This window comes from Enterococcus diestrammenae (genome assembly GCF_049384045.1).
Classification (GTDB): Bacteria; Bacillota; Bacilli; order Lactobacillales; family Enterococcaceae; genus Enterococcus_C; species Enterococcus_C diestrammenae.
In genome coordinates, this window is the sequence record NZ_JBMRGR010000026.1 from 12,450 (window position 1) to 31,546 (window position 19,097).

Here is a 19,097-nt window from a genome sequence, read left to right on the forward strand (position 1 = left end):
AGACGGATGAAAAATAAGCTATATATGAAAACCGTCTGGCGGGATATCCGCGATTCCTTTGGGCGGTTTGCCGCCATCGTGATCATTATTTTTATGAGTGTGCTGTTATTTGTGGGAATCAAATCCATCGGTCCGGATTTAAATCAAACGGCTGATGAGATGATTACCCAACAAAAGGTTTCCGATATTCAGGTGGTCTCTACAGCAGGCTTATCCGAAAATGACTTGAAGGAAGTGGAAGCGCTAGGAGACGTAAAAGGGGAGCTCGGCCAGCGTTTGGCGATTCACGAAGCCGAGAAGCAGTTGAATTTGCAAGTTTATTCTTACCAGGGGCAAAACAGTCAAAATCAGCCGCTGGTCACTGTAGGGCGCTTGCCGGAGAAAAACGATGAATTATTGTTAGATCGGATGTTGGCCAAGACTTATCCCATCGGTACAGAGCTGACATTGGAAAATGACCAGTTAAAGGAAAGTTCATTTACGGTGGTGGGTTATGGTGATTCACCGATTTATGTGGACGATCGTGAACGAGGCGTCACCAATGTAGGGGACGGACAAGTCGCGGGCTTTGCTTATGTGCCATTAGCCGCTTTTGAGCAAGAGACCTATAGCATTCTTTATGTCAGCTTTACCAATTTGACCAAGTATGCGCCGACGTCTGATGACTACAAAACCCAGTTGACCAAACAAGAAGACCGTCTGACCGCAGTCTTGGATGAACGGCGACCAGCGCGACTGGAAGAGCTGAAAGATTTGGCTTATGAGAAGCTTTCGCCGGAAGAAAAGAAAGTCGCAGATGGCATCAAAGAAATTGAAGAGGGTCAGCAAAAACTTGATGATGCCAAAGCCGAACTTGCGTCGGGTAAAGAAGAATTAGCGACCAACCAACAAACTTTGACGGAAAATCAAGCAAAGTTGACCGCAAGTCAAGCTGAACTAGCAGAAAAGGAAACGCAACTGGTAGCAAGCCGAAAAGAGTTGGAAGCCAACAAACAGACGCTAGCAGCTAAAGAAGCCGAGTTAACTTCCGGCAAAGCCGAACTGGAAGCGCAACAACAAACCTTGACCGAAAAGCAGCAACAACTAGCTGAAAAACGCCAAAAGTTAGAGTCTAACAAGCAGTTATTAGCAGACAAAGAAGCCGAACTGCAAGCCGGCCAAGCTGAACTGGCTAGCGGGCGGGAACAGCTGGCAGCTGGTAAAAGAGCATTGGCAGCAAAACATCAAGCACTAACGGACAAGCAAGCAGAGTTAGCCAGTCAGCAAGAGGCGGTGACTGCTGCGAAAGCTCAGTTAGATCAGCAACAAGCTGCCTTAGACCAACAGCGTAGTCAATTAGAAGCGACTGTCGGCAAAGAAGAAGCCGACAAGCAACTGGCTGAAGCTGAAGCTCAATTAGCGACAGCTTTAAGCCAGTGGCAGCAAGGCTCGGACCAACTGCAAGCGGCCCAAACGCAGTTGCAAGCCGGCCAAGAACAGTTGCGAGCCGGCGAGGCAGAGTTGGCCGCTCAGGAAACGCAACTTAGTAAGGCCGAAGCAGCGGCCACAGCTGGCGCCGAACAATTAGCCAGGTCAAAAGAACAACTGGCAAGCGGTGAGGAACAACTAGCCGCTGGTGAGACGCAGTTAGCAGATGGGCAAGCCCAGCTAGATGCTGCCCAACAAGAACTGGCTGATGGTGAAGCTCAATTACAATCGGCAAAGGAACAATTGGCAGATGGCGAGTCCCAACTGGTTGATGGTGAAACGCAGTTGGCAGACGGCAAGTCCCAGTTGGCAGCGGGTTTGCAAGAATTGGCAGCTGGTCAAAGGCAGCTTGATGAGGCCAACGAACAGTTAGAAGCTGGCGAAAAAGAACTTGCGGGAAAGCAAGCCGAGTTGATGAAAAATCGTAAAAAGTTGATGGAAGGACAAGTGAAATTAGAAGATGCCAAAGGGAAAATCGAAACTTTGGAGAAACCCAATTATCTACTGACTCAACGGCAGGATAATCCTGGTTTCAATGAGTTTCAAAGCTTGGCAGTGCGGATTGATGCGATTGCCAATGTCTTTCCCGTCTTTTTCTTCTTGATTGCGATTTTGATCATCTTTACTTCTATGACCCGTATGATTGAAGAACATCGGCGAGAAATTGGTACCTTAAAAGCATTGGGTTATCGCAATGGAGAAATTGCCGCTAAATACATGCTCTACGCCTTCATTGCCACCTTTATTGGATCGGTGCTAGGGGTTATTGTAGGGACCCATGTCTTACCAAGAGTAGTCTTTAGCATGTTACAAGAGCAATATATCTATCCGGAATACGCTATTCGTTATTGGTTTGTGCCAATACTGATTGCAGTAGTAGCCGCTGCTTTCTCCACCTTATTTTCTTCTAGTTTAGTGCTGTTACGGGATTTGCGAGAAAAACCGACAGCCCTTTTGAATGCGCGAGCGCCAAAATCTGGCCAACGGGTCTTGTTAGAGCGTATCCCAGCCGTGTGGAGTCGCCTGAATTTCAATCAAAAAGTCGCTTATCGGAATATTTTCCGCTACAAAGCTCGGGGATTGCTGACGATTTTTGGGATTGCTGGCTGTACTGGCTTAATGATAGCGGGGTTTGGGTTGAAGGATTCGATTCCCGCCCCCACGGAAGTTCAGTTCAACCAGTTGGTGCATTATGACGGCATTGTTTCCCTGGAAGACCTCAATGATCAGAAACTGGCGGAGATGGATCAGTTGCTTGCCAAACAGACAGAAGTCACGGAAACCTTACCTTTAGTCACGGAACAAGTCACTTTCAAAAATGAAAACACCACAAAACAAACCGCTACTCTCAATCTGGTGGCACCGGATAGCCAAGAGTTTACGGACTTTGTTACCTTACGAGATCTTGATGGCGATACATTGGCTTTGCCAGAAGAAGGAGCGGTGATCAGTCGCCAGCTAGCCAAGCTCTTTAAGGTGGACCAAGGGGATACCCTCACCATGACAGATTCCCAAGGAGAGGCGTATGAGATTGAAGTTGCTGGCGTTTTCGATAATTATCTTGGGCATACGTTGTATCTTGCACCGGTTTATTATCAAGAACTCACAGGAAATACTGTTAAGCAAAATGCGTATTGGATACGGGCGAAAAAATCGGAAGCCAGCGCCAACAAAGAATTGGTGCAAACCCTGTATGATTCCGGGAACGTGCTAAATGTCACCTTCATGTCTGACCAGTTAAAAAAACAAGACAGTATGACTGAAAGTATCGGTCCAATCGTCTTTGTCTTTATCTTGTTATCGGCAGTCTTAGCCTTTGTGGTCTTGTACAACTTGACCAATATCAACATCAGTGAACGGCAACGGGAAATGGCTACCATCAAAGTCTTGGGCTTTTTTGACAATGAAGTCACCATGTACTTGTTACGGGAAACGGTGGCTTTTACCCTCGTCGGTATTCCATTAGGCTTTGTCATCGGACGTCTGTTAACCTGGTTTATCCTAACCATGGCCTCTTCAGAAACGATTTTGTTCCCAGTGACGATTCATTGGCAAGGCTATCTGGTCTCGGCGATTTTGACGGTGATCTTTACGGGCATTGTCTCAGTGGTCACCCACTTTAAACTGAAAGGCATCCATATGATCGAAGCCCTGAAGTCAAATGAATAATGGTAAATAAAAAAAAAACGAGCCGCGATTTTAATCATCGCTGGCTCGTTTTTCGTATTTCACATAATAAATGCCTCGTAACAATAAGAACCATACTGGGGTAATCAAGGCGGCGATTCGAGTTTCGTTTGACCAAAGTAAGACGATAGCTACAAAGAGTAAGAAAGCAAAAATCAGATAGTTACTTAAAGGATAAAAAGGCATCTTGAAGCTATGGGCTTGCTTGCCTCGAATACTGCGCCGGTATTTCATATGGGTATAAGTCAAAATGCCCCAGATGAACAAGAAGCAGGTCGTGGCGATGCTGGTGATCACGGTGAAGACTTGGCTAGGCATCACGTAATTCAGCACGACCGCCATGAAAATTACCATTGCTGAGAAGAAGATGGCATTGGCGGGCACTTGATGTTTCGTTAGTTTGACAAAAGATTTCGGGGCACTGCCTTCTTGAGCCAGCGAGCGCATCATGCGACCAGTGCTGTAGATGGCGCTATTACAGGCGGAGGCGGCAGCGCTGAGGACGACCACATTGATGATGGTGGCGGCCATGGTGATACCAATCTCCGAAAAGACTTCGACAAAAGGACTTTGACTCGTATCTAAACTATCCCAAGGGTAAATGGCCATGATGACTAACAGCGAGCCTAAGTAAAAGAGGATGATGCGAATAGGAATATTGTTAATCGCTTCTGGTAAAACCTTTTCCGGATCCTTGGTTTCACCAGCGACTAGCCCTACCATTTCGATACCGACAAAGGCAAAAGTCACCATTTGAAAGGACAGGAGAAACCCTTTGATCCCTTTAGGAAACCAACCACCATGGGTCCAGATATTGGAAAGCTTTACGCTACCAGCCGAGGTTGGATAATTGGTGAGAATCATGTAGGCACCGACACCAATCAAGGCCACAATCGCTACTACTTTGATTAAGGCGAACCAGAATTCCAGTTCTCCAAATAAAGAGACGGTGATCAAATTGAGGGCGACTAAAAGGATTAAGGCACAGATTTCCGGTAACCACTGGGGAATGTTGGGAAACCAGTAGCGAACGTACATCCCCATAGCGGTCAGATCCGCCATAGATATCGCAATCCAGCAAAACCAGTAAGTCCAGCCGGTTAGAAAAGCCCATTTCTTACCTAGGTATTCAGCGACAAAATCCAAAAAAGAATGATTGTTGGTGTTGGATAAAAGCAGTTCCCCCAAGGCGCGCATGATCAAAAAGCAAATACCGCCAGTAATCATGTAGGCCAAGAGGATGGAGGGCCCGGTTTGTTGGATGGATTTTCCTGATCCTAGGAAAAGACCGGTCCCAATCGCTCCGCCAATGGAAATCAGCTGGACGTGGCGATTTTTAAGACTACGGGATAATTCTTGTTGTTCCATGAATAATTAATCCTCCTGAAATAATGGTGGCAATCCTGTGGTAAATGTTGTCAGGCGTGGGTAAATTCACCAAAAGCTTTGTCACATAAAGGTTATTTTACCTAAATTTCTGAAAATTTACAACCTGTTTTCGTGAACGTTGTCGCCAAAAAAGCCTCGACACCAATCAATGTAGGTATCGAGGGAAAGGTTGGTTTTTCAATTTTTACTCTGTCTCTTCAGCTAACACCCGATGTAAGAATTCTTTTGTACGGGCTTCTTTGGGATTTCCAAAGATTTCTTCGGGAGTGCCTTCTTCAGCAATCACCCCTTGATCCATGAAAATCACTCGGTCAGAGACATCTCTGGCAAACGCCATTTCGTGGGTAACGATTACCATAGTTAAACCGCTAGTGGCCAAATCTTTCATAGTTTTCAAGACTTCGCCGACCATTTCTGGGTCCAAAGCCGAAGTGGGTTCATCAAAAAGCATCACATCCGGATCCATCGACAAGGCGCGAGCAATGGCGACCCGCTGTTTTTGACCACCGGAAAGTTGTGCAGGCATGGCATTTTGGAAGGCGCCCATGCCGACTTTTTCCAGATGGGCAATCGCAGTTTTTGTGGCTGCGTCGCGGTTGCGTTTTAGGACCGTTGTTTGACCGGTGACGCAGTTTTCCAAGACGTTCAAATTATTGAAAAGGTTGAAGGATTGGAAGACCATGCCGAGGTGGGTACGGTATTTGGTGAGACTGTAATTTTTTTGCAAGACATCCGCACCACGATAGTGAATTTCACCACTAGTGGGGGTTTCCAATAAGTTGATACAGCGAAGTAAGGTGGACTTACCAGAACCAGAAGAACCGATGATGGAGACCACCTCTCCTTTATTGACGGTGAAATCGATGTCTTTTAAGACGACATTGTCGCCAAAGCTTTTTTTCAAATGGTTGATTTCGATGATGGGTTCAGTCATGGTTTTCTCCTATTCTTCCAGTTCAGATTGGATGGAATTTGTAGCGGTTTTTTCGTATGAAGCAGGGCCGTCCATCTTGTGTTCCAAGGCTCTGAGGATACGAGTAATCGTATAGGTCATAATCAAGTACATCACAGCAATGATGGTAAAGACTTGGAAGTATTTGTAATTGGTTCCGGCGGCAGAGTTTCCTTGGAAGAAGAGATCTGCGACTGAAATCACACTAAGGACGGCAGTATCTTTGATGTTGATGATAAATTCATTTCCGGTAGCTGGCAAAATATTACGCAAAACTTGCGGAATCACGATTTTTTTCATGGTTTGGCCATGGGTCATGCCAATCGCTTGCGCCGCTTCAAACTGACCACGGTCCACGGCAAAGATCCCGCCACGGACGATTTCAGACATATAGGCGCCAGTATTGATGGATACGATCAAAAGGGCAGCAAAGGTTCGATTGAGATTAATCTCAAAGGCCATTCCCAAGCCGTAATAGATAACCATCGCTTGAACCATCATCGGGGTGCCTCGGAACACTTCGATATAAACAGACAAAAGCCAATTGCCGAAGCGTTGCAAGGTGCGGCGACCTTTGGAAACCGCTTCGGGAATAGTACGGAAAACACCAATCAGCAAACCAATCATGGTCCCAACCACAGTGGAAATCAAAGCGATAAATAAAGTCATACCGGCTCCTCGAAGGAACAAGCCACCATATTGTGTCCAAATGTTTTTAAAATCGGTCAGCAGACCTGGTTTGGCACCGGCGGCTTCATTGTCTTCGGCAGATTTCGCCACTGGTTGCTCTTTAATGGCCCGATCCATCAAACTCAGGCGTTCCGCTTCAGAAATCCCAGCTAAAATCTCATTGACTTTGGCAATGTCAGGATCATTTTGCCGCATACCTACTGCTACTTGAACATCTTCCGGATTGGTTTTAAAGCCGGCACCATCAGGAAATTCCACCATTTTGTATTGCTTGCTGGCTATTTCGGCAGTGACTCCTTCAGGTCGTTCGCTGACATAGCCGTCGATGGCCCCGGACAATAAAGCCGCCCGCATTTGGGAGAAAGTCTTGACTGCCTGCTCTTTTTCAACGTCAGGAATCTGATCGATGACAGTGTAGTGGAAAGTAGATTGTTGGCCGGTAATTTTTGCACCTTTGAAATCATCGAGGGAGGTAGCCTTGGCAAATTGGCTATCCGCCCGCACCACCATCACCAAATCAGATTGGTAATAAGGATCGGTAAAGCCAATTTCTTTTTTACGTTCGGCCGTCGGGGACATACCGGCGATTACCGCATCAATATTACCGGATTGGAGCGCCACCGGTAGACCATCCCAGTCAGTTTTGACGATGACCAGCTCTTTGCCTAAGCCTTCAGCTACCTTTTTGGCAATTTGAACATCGTAACCACCTGCCCAACTATCATTGCCGATCGGGACAGCACCATGGCTATCGTCGGTTTGGGTCCAGTTGAAGGGGGCGTAACCCGCTTCCATCCCCACTCGGAATTTGTCGGTCGGTGTTTTTTCGTCGGCATAAGATGAGCTAGCAGCTCCTAGCCCGAAGACGCCTAACAACACTGTCCACAAGGTTAACATGGCAATTCTCTTTTTCATAATGCTCTCCTTTTTGAGATAGACTCGCTAGGTGGCGTTTCTTGCAATTCGAAGTGAGCTTCAGTAAGCAACGTTTTTGGGGGCAAGGCGTTCAAAGTATCCAGACGTCTTGTTCAGTCATGGCGTTTTCGAAAAGGGTTCTCTTTCGAAAACAGATAATCCAGACCCAAGCATTAACACACCCCGAAAAACCAGTTTTTTTGGGGCAAGGCGTCCAAAGCATCCAGACGTCTTGTTCAGTCATGGCGTTTTCGAAAATGGTTCTCCTTCGAAAACAGATAATCCAGACCCAAGCATTTATAAACCCCGAAAAACCAAAAACAGCCGTCCCTATGCTTAGGAACGGCTGTGAACAAGCAATTGTTGACAAACCTCTCACAAAACATAGCGCACCTTGGCCAAAAGCCAAGACAGTCTGCAAATTATTCATTTGCAGCCCAACGACTAAGGATTAGCATCTCCTCAACGTTTCGGCGAAATCCCCTAGGCCCGCTTCGTCGCAATGCTTTGCTCGACGGGATTAATGGCTTTCGCAACCTCTACATGGTGAAGTCATGATCTCAATTTTTATTTTAGTACTTTAATAATTATAGTTAGGAGTCTAAAGGATACAAGGGCACTTGTCAATCATTAAGGGACGTTTTCAGAAATATTTTTTGAAAACATTTCATTGAAAGGTAGATGAAGGTGCCAGGCTTTCGAGAAAGGAGTCAGTTTTGCTTGATTATCAAAAGTGGCAGGTGAACTACGTCTTTTTACTTCACTTTATTGGATGGGAAACTAGGGCGTTTGGTGAAGGCAAATCTCATAGGACTGCATAGTAGCGATTATTGCGCAACTCCTTTAGGTAAAAAAAAAGCCCTCTGAAACTTCAGAGGACTTTTACCAAATCAAAAAATTAGGCAATTTTTTCTTTTGGTTCGCGACCTAATACTGCTTGGATCAAAGTGAGTGCTACTAATAGCCCTAACACTAGATAAATCAAGCTAGAGTATTGGGTGATACCCCAACCCCATGTGCGGTAGATCGCCAAAGTAATTGCCAAAACAATCGCTGCAATCACATTGAACAAAGCAAACGCCCATAAATTTCCGTTTTCTTTCTTGGCTAGATAGAAAACTGAGAAAAAGACGCTTAACGCCAACCAGGCGATACATACAAGAATAATGCCCCAGTAAATAATGAATGGTACCATGGTTTTTCACCTCGCTAAAATTTTTCGCTGCCGCCAAGCTGACTAAACAAAAAAGAGCACGTCCAATTGAAAGTCAATGGACAGAATGTGAACGGGTCTTTTTCATTTCATCTGAAGCCTTTTTGGCAAGGATTTCCATCTGCCATTTTAGCATGTTTTTTGCTTCTTGTCATGAAATGAAAGTTTTCTCTTGTAAAGAATAACTAATATTTGACGGGAAAAAAAGATTAAGATAACTTTAAGAAGAATCAAAATGAATGTTGAAGAAAGGATGGGGTGCATCTATGTGGTTTGTATCGGCATTGATCACGATTTTAGCTTGGGGGACGGCAGATCTCTTCTATAAAAAAGGCAATAATGCAGCAGATCCCCATAGCGCCATGAAGACGACTATCATGGTGGGGCTTGTGATGGGACTCCATGCCATTTTGTATTACGGCGTGTATGAAGGAATTTCATATGATTGGAAAAATCTCATCGTCTATTTACCAGTTTCGGCGATGTATATATTATCGATGGCGATTGGTTATTTTGGTTTACGCTATATTGAAGTGTCAATTTCATCGCCAATCAGTAATTCTTCGGGAGCCGTAACCGCATTGTTAGGTTTCTTGATTATGGGCAATTCTTTGAAAGGCCTCCAGTTTGTGGCAATTTGTCTGATTTTGATCGGAATTTTGTTATTGTCCATTTTTGAAAAGAAACAAGAAGATGCAGAGTTGGCGGCAGAAGGAGTTAAGTTCGACCCCAAATATCGTTTTGGAGCCGTAGCGATTTTGTTCCCCATTTTGTATATGGTGATTGATGGCTTAGGTACGTTCTTGGATAGCTATTATTTGGAATACAAACAGATTTTGCCGGAAGACCAAGCCAACATGAGCTATGAATTAACCTTTTTGATCGTCGGTTTGCTTTTGTGGGGGTATTTGAAACTAGTGAAAAAAGAATCCTTCACGGTCTTTAAAGAACGGGACAAAGGCTTAGCAGCGATTTTTGAAACCTTAGGGCAATTTTTCTATATTGGCGCGATTTCCAGCCAAGAAGCCGTTATTACCGCCCCTTTGATTTCTTCCTATGCCATCGTGTCAGTGTTGCTGGGGCGTATCTTCTTAAAGGAACGGCTAACGGCCAAGCATTATGTTGTGATTGCCGCGATTATGGCAGGGATTGCCATTCTTGGCTTTTATGACGGATAAGTATAGGTTTAGCGCATGAGTAAGCCCACTAAAAAACCGGTTCAAGCTACTGAAAAGTACTTGAACCGGTTTTTTATGACCTTGAACGGACAGTCTTGGGGTGGAGCGTCTGGTGCAATAAACTATAAGCGACGACCATCGTCAGCGTCTCCGTCAAAGGTAGGCTACCCCAAACACCGGTGATACCCGCTAGTTTGCTGGCGAGTAAAATAATCGGGATAATTAACAAATACCCCCGTAATAAGGCGATGGTAAAGGCTTGTTTGGCACGGCCAATCGCTGAGAAGAAGATTGACAATAAGATGTTGCTACTGGAAGCAAAAAAAGAAAGAAAATACAGTGGAATCCCAGTCACTGCCAGCTGCGTCAAGACGGGATCTTGATCCCGATTGAAGAAGCCGGTGATAGGCTCGCGAAATACTAGCAATACCCCGTATAAAAGAAGCGCCAACAACAAAGCAATTTTGAGACCATATCGCAAGTAACCTTGCACCGCAGCTTGGTCTTTTTTGGCAGCGGCACGACTGATTAATGGCTGAATCCCTTGGGCTACCCCAGTAAACATCGCCAAACCTACCAAGACGATATTGGCTAGAACACCGTAAGCTGCTACTGCCACATCGCCTTTTAAAGCTAGCAAAACCTGGTTGAAAATCAAGATACTGACACCGGTACTCATTTCCGTCAAGAACGAAGACATCCCCAATTGGACAGCACGACTGATAGTTGCCAACTGTGGCAGGGCTAGTTCAAGAGTCAGTTTTCGCTGAGTTTTTTTACGATGAAAGCTTAAAATCAGCAGACTTAAAATTGGTGAGATGACGGTGGCTAAAGCTGCTCCCGCCATGCCCATGTTTAGAGGAAAGACAAAAATATAGTCAAAAACGATATTAAACAAGCTAGACGATAGCATGGCAATCATGGCTAGTTGGGGATTGCCATCGTTGCGGACAAAGGCCAAGACTAGGTTGTTCAAAATAAAAAAAGGAGCCAATAGCAAAACAAAGCGTAAATATTCTACGGTCAAAGGCAAACTAGCAGAACTGGCCCCAAGTAGTTTGGCGAGTGGCGTGACCCAAAAGATTCCTGACAAAGTAAAGCAAAGACCCAGTAGGGCAGCAGTTGCCACTAATTGGGAAAAATAGCTTCCCTTGCCACCTTTCAAACTAAATAAGGTGGCCCCGCCCATTCCTAGCAGTAGGCCTAAGCCGTTGATTAGATTAAATAATGGCAAGGCGATATTCAAAGCGGTGAGTCCCAGGTTGCCCACACCGTTTGCGACAAATAAGGTATCCGCCAAAATATAGGCAGATAAGGCCATGGTACTTAACACACTTTTAGTGACGTAACTGCGAACTTCTTTCATGACTGGTTTTCTCCTCCTAAATCTCAAGACAAAAATAGAGGGTGCATCATCTTTCTACGGCCTATCAGATGATACCCTCTCCAACAAATTGTTGGCAAAACCCGGCGATTTTGCGAATATTCACTTTTAAATCCAAGCCGCCGTTGATCACCTGGTGACTCGTGTTATTGGCTAGTGTAGCATCTGGATTTGTCAAAAACAATCGAGATGGGCAATTTCTCATGAATTTTTGACAGTTTGTTCATGAGAAGAGCCAAGTTGACGGGAAATAAGCGACAGCTAAAAAAAAGCCCCTCGCTACTAGTAGCTAGCAGTAAGGGGCGGGACTTTCTATTGTAAACAGTCCAATAACTGTGCTGCCAGTCCCTCTTAACAGGGATAGCTCCTCCTAGATTTACAACACTTTCCGCAGAAAATCTTGAGTCCGGGGGTTCTTAGGGGCGCCAAAGACTTCCTCAGGGCTCCCTTGTTCTTGAACAATTCCTTGATCCATAAAGATAACCCGATCAGCGACTTCTCTGGCAAAGCCCATTTCGTGGGTAACCACGACCATCGTCATGCCTTTTTCAGCTAATGATTGCATGACCGCCAAGACTTCCCCCACCATTTCTGGATCGAGGGCCGACGTCGGTTCATCAAAGAGCATCACATCAGGGTTCATAGCCAAAGCGCGGGCGATAGCCACCCGTTGTTGTTGGCCACCGGATAAACTTGCAGGATACGCATCGGCTTTATCTGCTAGCCCGACTTGTTGCAGTAAGGCGATGGCATTGGCTTTAGCCGTTTCCGGTTTTTCTTTTTTGACTTTGAGAGGGCTGATCGTCAAGTTTTCCAAGACGGTCATATGCGGAAAGAGATTGAAACTCTGGAAAACCATCCCCATCTTTTGGCGTAATTGGTCGATGCTGACACTTTTGTCGAGGATATTTTGTCCTTCAAATTCGATGATGCCACCAGTGGGCTGTTCTAAAAGATTGAGACAACGAAGGAACGTGGATTTGCCGCTACCAGAAGGGCCGATAATCACTACGACTTCACCAGCTGCCACATCTAAGTCGATGCCTTTAAGAACTTCATTTTCCCCATAAGCTTTGGATAAATTTTTGACATTAATCATTGGCCATTCTCCTTTCAGCAACACCAAGTAGTCGAGAAATCGTAAAGGTTAAAACAAAATAAATTAGAGAAACGATGACATAAGGGATAAACGGCTTGAAGCTGGCACCTTGCACCACGCCCGTTTGGAAAATCAATTCCGAAACGCCGATGACAGAGACGACGGAAGATTCTTTGATGACCGTTACAAATTCGTTTCCTAAGGCTGGCAAGATATTTTTCACCGCTTGAGGGAAGATGATAAACCGCATCGCTTGGGCTTGATTCATCCCTAAGGAACGAGCGGCTTCCAGCTGGCCTTTATTGACAGCGTTGATCCCTGCCCGGATGATTTCCGCTACATAGGCACCACTGTTTAAAGCCAAGGCGATACAGCCGGCTGCCAGTTTCGACATATCAAAACCCAAGACCCCGGTTCCAAAATAGACGATGAAGATTTGGACCAATAAGGGGGTGCCCCGAACATACTCGATGTAAATCGTCGCCAAGGCTTTAAAGATTTTGGTTTTAGAAAGCTTCATCAAAGCTAATAGCGCCCCGAGGATTGCTCCGAACAAGACCCCGATGAAGGCTAGGAAAATAGTGTAGCCCGCCCCAGAGGCATAGTAGGGTAAGTATTTACTTAAAAAGCCTTCTTCCGTATTGGCTAGCATCAACTCGTTGGCCTCTTTTTGGTAACCGTCTAATAAATTGTTGGCTTTGATGTCAGCGATGGATTCGTTGACTTTGGTCAACAGGTAGGGAGCATTTTTAGCGATGGCGGCGGCCATTTCTTTGCTACCATCTTGAAATTTTACTTGATCAGCAATTGCCAAGCTTTTATTGACTTGAACATAGGCATCCGCGACGGGCCCTTCAATGATGACGCCATCGATTTTTTCATTGGTTAAATTCGTGATCAAATCTGGTACTTTTTGTAATGAAGTCAAGTTAGAATCCGGTAGTTCGGCTTGAGCCAAGGCTTCTTGGTCACTTTGCTTTTGCACGCCGATATTGGCTCCATTGAGTTCAGCTAAAGAAGCAAAACGATCGGCATCTGCTTTTCGGACGATCACTTTTTGAGTGACGGTCATGTAGCCATCAGTAAAATTGACTTCTTTTTCTCGCTCTGGCGTGGCGTTCATGCCGGAGATAACCATGTCGATTTTACCGGTTTTTAAGGCACCCAACAAGGCATCAAAGCCTAGTTCTTCAATTTTTAGCTTGACACCTAGGTCAGCAGCAATTTTTTCGGCAATTGCTACGTCAAAGCCTACGACCGTATCGACACCATCGACGGTAGCGTGAAATTCAAAAGGTGCATAGTCAGCGGAAAGGCCGACTACCAATTCACCACTTTCTTGGATCCGTTCATAGATGGGATCGGTGGTTTCGGCAGCTTTCGCACTTACCGAGGAAAATGAAAAGAGACTCAAAAGTAAAGTGATGATTGGTAAATAGACAAGCAGGTGTTTGGTTATTTTTCTCATAAAAAAGTTCCTTTCCGAAAAGCAATCAATTTAGCTTTTATGCAACTAATTGTTGTATATTGTATAAAAATTCATTCGAACCTGCTACAGCGTATCATATAATTATTAAAATGAAAAGGGGTTCGCTTGATTTTTTTCATAGGTGGTTGAAAAAAAACAGATTTTGGAAATCCATATGAAAACGGGTATACTAAAAACTGAGGTGACGCACCATGAAAAATCTAAAAGAACAAGTGGCTGCGACGATTCTGGCAGCGCATAAAGTGACTTTTTTAACAGGAGCAGGCGTATCCACTGCTTCTGGGATTCCTGATTATCGTTCCTTAAAAGGGGTTTACCACGGTCTGGAGGCCCCGGAATATTTGTTGAGCCATGATTGCTTACTCCAGGAGCCGGCCAAATTTTACCAATTTGTGAAGCATCTTTACCACCCAGAGGCCAAGCCCAATGTGATTCACGAAAAAATAGCGAAATTAGAAACTGAAAAGGAGCGCAAAGTCTGGACGGTTTCTCAAAATATTGACGGCCTTCATGAGAAAAGCGGCAGCCGACAATTGGTGAATTTTCATGGGACATTGTATCAGTGCCATTGCCGTCAATGTGGGCAGCCAGTTTCTTGGCAAGAATACTTAAAAAGCGATCGTCATCACGCTTGTGGTGGGCAAATCCGTCCAGAAGTCGTGCTTTACGGAGAAGGGTTTACCCAAGATATCCTCGAACAAGCTGTGGCAGCCGTCGCTCAGGCGGATGTCGTCGTAGTGGTAGGGACGACTTTTCAAGTTCATCCCTTCTGTGACTTGATCCACTATACCAAAGCCAATACCAAAATCATCGCTATCAATCAAACGCCAGTGTCTATGCCAGTGGCTTTTGACATGGTACAATGTGCTGGTGAAGATATTTTTCAGCTGCTATAAGGATGTTATAGCAGCTGAAAGACAAGAACGTTAACTAACCATAAGCAGGTTTTCTTGCTGAAATAATCTGGAGGACTTATGAAAAGCGAAAAAGAAAAAATGATTGCCGGAGAACTTTATTTTTCGGCAGATCCTGAATTGATTGCTGACCGTAAAGAAGCTCGGCTGAAATTAAACCAAATCAATCAAGAAGCTGACGCTAGCCTACGGAGTTTGCTATTAGCTGAAGCGTTTGGTGCTTCGGATGGACGCCCTTATTTGGAGCCAAATGTCCGTTTTGATTATGGCTACAACATCAGCGTCGGCAAACAGTTTTACGCCAATTTTGATTGTACTTTTTTGGATGTTTGCCCCATTGAATTCGGCGACAATTGCATGCTGGGACCAGGTTGCCAAATTTTGACTCCGACGCATCCTTTGCATCCTGTCAAACGTAACAGTGGTCTTGAAGGCGGTAAGCCCATCAAAGTCGGTAACAATGCTTGGTTTGGTGGGAACGTCACCATCTTGCCGGGAGTGACTCTTGGGGACAATGTGGTTGTGGCAGCAGGTGCTGTAGTGACCAAATCTTTTGGTGATAACGTGGTTTTAGCTGGCAATCCTGCCAAAGTCATCAAGGAGATTGAGTTGGAAGAATCAGCGCCAACGAACCCTGAAAATTTACTTGCGGCACCTCGTAAAAAAATTGACGCCATCGATCGAGAAATAGTTCGGCTCTTAGAAGCACGGATGGCAGCCGTCAACGAGGTAGTGACGATCAAGAAAACGATGAAAACGCCGGTGTTGGATAGCGAGCGGGAAACAGCCGTTTTAGAAAGTGTGGTAAAGCAAGTCAGCAACCCTGAGTTTGCCAACACCATCAGCGACACTTTTGCCGACATTATGAAACGTTCAAGAGAATACCAAAATAGCCGCGTGTAAGACCGGCCTTTGTTACAAGAAAAAGAGAGGAGGATGGAAGATGGTAGAAGGAACTGCCCGGCGCAAGGAGATTTTGCGACGCTTACAACTATCGGAAAAACCGCTTAGTGCCAGTCGCTTCGCCGAAGAGCTAGGCGTAAGTCGCCAAATTATCGTAGGGGATGTCGCTTTATTGCGAGCCGCCGGTGAAGAAATCATCGCCACTAGTCGCGGTTACAAGCTGGACCAGGCCAAAGATCAAAAAGGCCGGACCAAAAAAATCGCTGTTCAACATGATGCTAGTCAGACCCAAGAAGAGCTAGAGATCATCGTCACTAACGGCGGTGAAGTGGTAGACGTTATTGTGGAGCATGAAATCTATGGCGAACTGGTGGGTAGCTTACGGATCAAGACGGCCAAAGACGTCAAAGACTTTATGAAAAATTACCGTAACTCCAATGCCCGCTTGCTTTCAAATCTGACGAATGGCATCCATCTCCATACGATTCGCTATCAAACAGAAGCTGATTTTCAGCAAATTAAACAGGCGTTGGCTGAAAAAGGCATTCTGTATCAGGAATAAGTAGAAGTTGATAATTATCTATTACGAGAAAAAGCTAATGTTCACCAAAAACTCCTTACTAACAAGACCTAAGTTTGTCAAAATCTTGTTAGTAAGGAGTTTTTTCGACTTAAGGATAGGGAATGCTCAGTCTGTAGAGAGGACTGAAAAGGTGAATCCAATTCTTTGAGTATTATTACGACGGGACAACTACTTTTATAACGAGTCATTTCACCAGTTTCCACGCTATTTTGATTTAATTTGGTTGGTTATGTTTAATTCTAAAACGCTGCTAGATGCTTTCCTGGTAAGTTACGATAAAAAATGACTAGTCTTGCGGGGAAGATTCCCCGAATCCAAGACTAGTCATTTTTAGGTATGACCAAAATAGATCAATTATTCAATCACCAACACACCTTGTTGAAGGGCGAAAGGATTGGCTTCGTTGATGTGGTCATAGAACATGATACCATTTAAGTGGTCGATTTCATGTTGAACGACAATCGCTTCGTAGTTTTTTAGACGTCGTTTTTGTTTCTTCCCAGCAAGGTCGTAGTAGGATACCGTTACACGAGCATGGCGTACCACGTAGCCGGGAACTTCTCGATCCACTGAAAGACAACCTTCGCCATCACCAAGACAAGCATCTTGAACGGAATGACTCAAAATCTTAGGATTATACATAACTTCGCTTAAGGTTGGTTCCGGATGCTCTGGATCACTCGAAGGGACGTGTAAAGCGATGATACGTTTTTTGATATTTAGTTGGGGTGCTGCTAAACCGACGCCGCCTCTGAGGTGGAGTTCTTCGGCTTTTTCGGGGTCTTGGCTGTTTTTCAAAAATTGTAGCATATCCGCGCCAAGCTGGATATCTTCGTCACTTAGAGGCAAGCTCACCTCAGCTGCTACTTCCCGCAGCGTAGGATGGCCTTCCCGGATGATATCATCCATTGTGATCATATATTTTTCACCTCGGTTAAATATTTGCTAGCTGTTAGGACTCCTATCATCATCAGAAGTCGATGATAGGAGCCGGACAGACATTTTTCATCTTTTTAGTTTACCACAAAATCCTATTAGAGGGCGTATTTGCAAGTTATTCTTTACTTGGCTTTAAACATCTTTTCGTTAATTAACGCCGCAGAAGTTTGTATTTTGCCGCCATTTCTTGATAAAGAATTCATTAATCCTCCTTATGGAAAGCTTGACAAGAGGAAGTTTTCCCACTAAAATTGCCGGTAGTACGAATTCGTATTTGTTTTTTTATAGATTTGGCTTTGCGAACTAGCGTCTTTCAGTATTCAGACGGAGCCCACCCAAGATAAGGGAATCCTATCACTGTTTTAACTGAACTCGCAAGAAGGAATCGCATTCGTTCAGCCAGGCTAATTTTTAGTTAAAAGGAGCTTTTTCCAATGACGGACCACTTGCAAGAGCAGATTCGCCGCTTGATTTTGGCAGTCAATGTTATCGATGGCGTCTACTCCCGCCAATGTAAGGAGATTGGTATTAAGGAAAATACTTTAACCTTACTTTATGCACTGGATGACGGGATGGCTTATTCCCAAAAAGAGCTGAGTGAAAAATGGCTGATCCCTAAGACGACTTTGAATACGATCGTAAAAGAATGCGTGGCACAAGGCTACGTCCGTTTAGAGCCTGCCAGTCACAATAACGAAAAAACGATTCGCCTCACCCAGCAAGGGCATGTCTATGGACAAACCGTCTTGGCACCAGTTTATCAAGCAGAGCATCAGGCATTAGCACAAACGTTGCAGGCTTATTCGCCGGACTTTATCGATGCCTTAGAAATTTTTACAAAAGAGCTACAGGCTACGGCAACCCGTCAAGAGAAGAGCAAACATTTGTAGCGAAACAGATAAGTCCAGAAAATTATGACCAGACCAACGATTGATTCAGTTTTGTGAAGAGTACAAATTGTTGAAATAAGGCTGGTTACATTCATCAACAAAAATAACTTATCTGTTTTGGAGGAAAATACTATGTTAAAAACAATTAAACCCCGGGCACTAGTGATGGTGATTTTGGGGAGTACAATCTTATCTTTTGGCTTATTTAATATCCATTCCTTCAGTGGTGTGACTGAAGGTGGTGGTCTGGGGCTGACCCTGTTACTAGATCATTGGTTTCATTTGTCACCAGCAATCACTGGGTTCATCTTCAATATGTTATGTTATGCGGCTGGCTGGAAAATATTAGGGCGAGAGTTCATATTTTATTCCATTGTCGCTTCTGTCGGTTTCTCTGCTAGCTATAGTCTTTTTGAAGCAATCGGACCTTTTTGGCCCCATATCGGTGACACGCCCCTTTTGGCAGCAGTAGTAGGAGCTATCTTTGTCGGGGTTGGCTGTGGGCTTTGTGTTCGAGCAGGTGGTGCCCCGGGTGGAGATGATGCTATGGCCATGAGTATTGCCAAAGTTTTTAAAATGAAAATTCAGTGGGCCTACCTTGCTAGTGATTTGGTCGTCTTGGTATTGTCTTTGAGCTATATTCCCTTGAATCGCATTGGTTTTTCATTGCTGACAGTCATACTTTCAGGACAACTCATCGGTATCGTACAAGAATTTCATTTGCCAGCTTGGATGCATCAGGAAAAGCCGGCTAAGGTGGAGTAATCAACTTTTCTAGCAAGGCTTAAATACAAAAGCGTAAAGGCAAGCAACCTTGAAAGAGGGCTTGCCTTTTTTGTTTGCCCAGCATGGGCAAACTCTTAAGGGTTAAAGTCCCTAACGTGTCCCAGTAACGGAAAACGTAT

General features: G+C 44.7%; 15 protein-coding genes and 1 riboswitch. Of the genes, 7 read left to right on the forward strand and 8 right to left on the reverse strand.

Annotated features, from left to right (window positions below; genetic code table 11):
• The first annotated feature begins 6 nt into the window (after nt 1-6).
• Nucleotides 7-3,636, forward strand: coding sequence for an FtsX-like permease family protein (locus ACO03U_RS12805; RefSeq protein WP_204687880.1), 3,630 nt, complete (start codon nt 7-9; stop codon nt 3,634-3,636).
• Nucleotides 3,637-3,666: 30 nt separating this feature from the next.
• Here ACO03U_RS12805 and ACO03U_RS12810 read toward each other — a convergent pair whose 3' ends face one another.
• The 4 genes from ACO03U_RS12810 to ACO03U_RS12825 form a co-directional block, all read right to left on the reverse strand.
• On the reverse strand, nt 3,667-5,022 hold the full coding sequence (locus ACO03U_RS12810) for an amino acid permease (protein ID WP_204687878.1): 1,356 nt from the start codon (nt 5,020-5,022) through the stop codon (nt 3,667-3,669).
• Between the two features lie 205 nt (nt 5,023-5,227).
• Entirely contained in the window at nt 5,228-5,977 is a 750-nt protein-coding gene (locus ACO03U_RS12815) for an amino acid ABC transporter ATP-binding protein (protein WP_161868252.1), read from the reverse strand.
• Nucleotides 5,978-5,986: 9 nt separating this feature from the next.
• Nucleotides 5,987-7,603 (reverse strand): ABC transporter permease subunit, encoded by a 1,617-nt coding sequence (locus tag ACO03U_RS12820; protein WP_204687904.1) that lies wholly within the window; start codon nt 7,601-7,603, stop codon nt 5,987-5,989.
• Between the two features lie 374 nt (nt 7,604-7,977).
• A riboswitch (Lysine riboswitch) is annotated at nt 7,978-8,150 on the reverse strand.
• A gap of 348 nt (nt 8,151-8,498) precedes the next feature.
• A complete protein-coding gene (locus ACO03U_RS12825; RefSeq protein ID WP_204687876.1) occupies nt 8,499-8,795 on the reverse strand; it encodes a hypothetical protein in 297 nt (98 codons plus the stop codon).
• 257 nt (nt 8,796-9,052) lie between these two features.
• Between ACO03U_RS12825 and ACO03U_RS12830 the strand changes: the two genes are divergently transcribed.
• On the forward strand, nt 9,053-9,991 hold the full coding sequence (locus ACO03U_RS12830) for an EamA family transporter (protein ID WP_423104908.1): 939 nt from the start codon (nt 9,053-9,055) through the stop codon (nt 9,989-9,991).
• 73 nt (nt 9,992-10,064) lie between these two features.
• Here the strand turns inward: ACO03U_RS12830 and ACO03U_RS12835 are convergent, their stop codons facing one another.
• From ACO03U_RS12835 to ACO03U_RS12845, 3 genes are all read right to left on the reverse strand, one after another.
• Nucleotides 10,065-11,357, reverse strand: a complete 1,293-nt coding sequence (locus ACO03U_RS12835; RefSeq protein ID WP_204687874.1) for an MATE family efflux transporter — start codon at nt 11,355-11,357, stop codon at nt 10,065-10,067.
• A 394-nt stretch (nt 11,358-11,751) separates the two neighbouring features.
• The gene (locus ACO03U_RS12840; protein WP_204687872.1) at nt 11,752-12,474 is read right to left on the reverse strand and encodes an amino acid ABC transporter ATP-binding protein; all 723 of its coding nucleotides are present in this window, start codon (nt 12,472-12,474) and stop codon (nt 11,752-11,754) included.
• Complete coding sequence (locus ACO03U_RS12845) at nt 12,467-13,942, reverse strand: ABC transporter substrate-binding protein/permease (RefSeq protein WP_204687870.1); 1,476 nt, start codon at nt 13,940-13,942, stop codon at nt 12,467-12,469. Before ACO03U_RS12845 ends, ACO03U_RS12840 begins: the two co-directional genes overlap by 8 nt.
• Nucleotides 13,943-14,154: 212 nt before the next feature.
• On the opposite strand from ACO03U_RS12845, the gene ACO03U_RS12850 reads away from it, so the two are divergent.
• The 3 genes from ACO03U_RS12850 (at nt 14,155) to ACO03U_RS12860 (ending at nt 16,342) form a co-directional block, all read left to right on the forward strand.
• Entirely contained in the window at nt 14,155-14,859 is a 705-nt protein-coding gene (locus ACO03U_RS12850; protein ID WP_204687868.1) for an NAD-dependent protein deacylase, read from the forward strand.
• A 78-nt stretch (nt 14,860-14,937) separates the two neighbouring features.
• Nucleotides 14,938-15,780 carry a chorismate mutase gene (locus ACO03U_RS12855; RefSeq protein ID WP_204687866.1) on the forward strand — a complete coding sequence of 281 codons (843 nt, stop codon included), beginning with the start codon at nt 14,938-14,940 and terminating at the stop codon, nt 15,778-15,780.
• Nucleotides 15,781-15,820: 40 nt separating this feature from the next.
• Nucleotides 15,821-16,342, forward strand: coding sequence for a transcription repressor NadR (locus ACO03U_RS12860; RefSeq protein ID WP_161868244.1), 522 nt, complete (start codon nt 15,821-15,823; stop codon nt 16,340-16,342).
• 375 nt (nt 16,343-16,717) lie between these two features.
• On the opposite strand, the gene def is transcribed toward ACO03U_RS12860, so the two are convergent.
• Complete coding sequence (gene def, locus ACO03U_RS12865; protein ID WP_204687864.1) at nt 16,718-17,281, reverse strand: peptide deformylase; 564 nt, start codon at nt 17,279-17,281, stop codon at nt 16,718-16,720.
• A 455-nt stretch (nt 17,282-17,736) separates the two neighbouring features.
• Here def and ACO03U_RS12870 point away from each other — a divergent pair, with 455 nt between their 5' ends.
• The gene (locus tag ACO03U_RS12870; RefSeq protein ID WP_204687862.1) at nt 17,737-18,192 is read left to right on the forward strand and encodes a MarR family winged helix-turn-helix transcriptional regulator; all 456 of its coding nucleotides are present in this window, start codon (nt 17,737-17,739) and stop codon (nt 18,190-18,192) included.
• A gap of 132 nt (nt 18,193-18,324) precedes the next feature.
• Nucleotides 18,325-18,957, forward strand: a complete 633-nt coding sequence (locus tag ACO03U_RS12875) for a YitT family protein (protein ID WP_204687860.1) — start codon at nt 18,325-18,327, stop codon at nt 18,955-18,957.
• Nucleotides 18,958-19,097 lie beyond the last annotated feature (140 nt).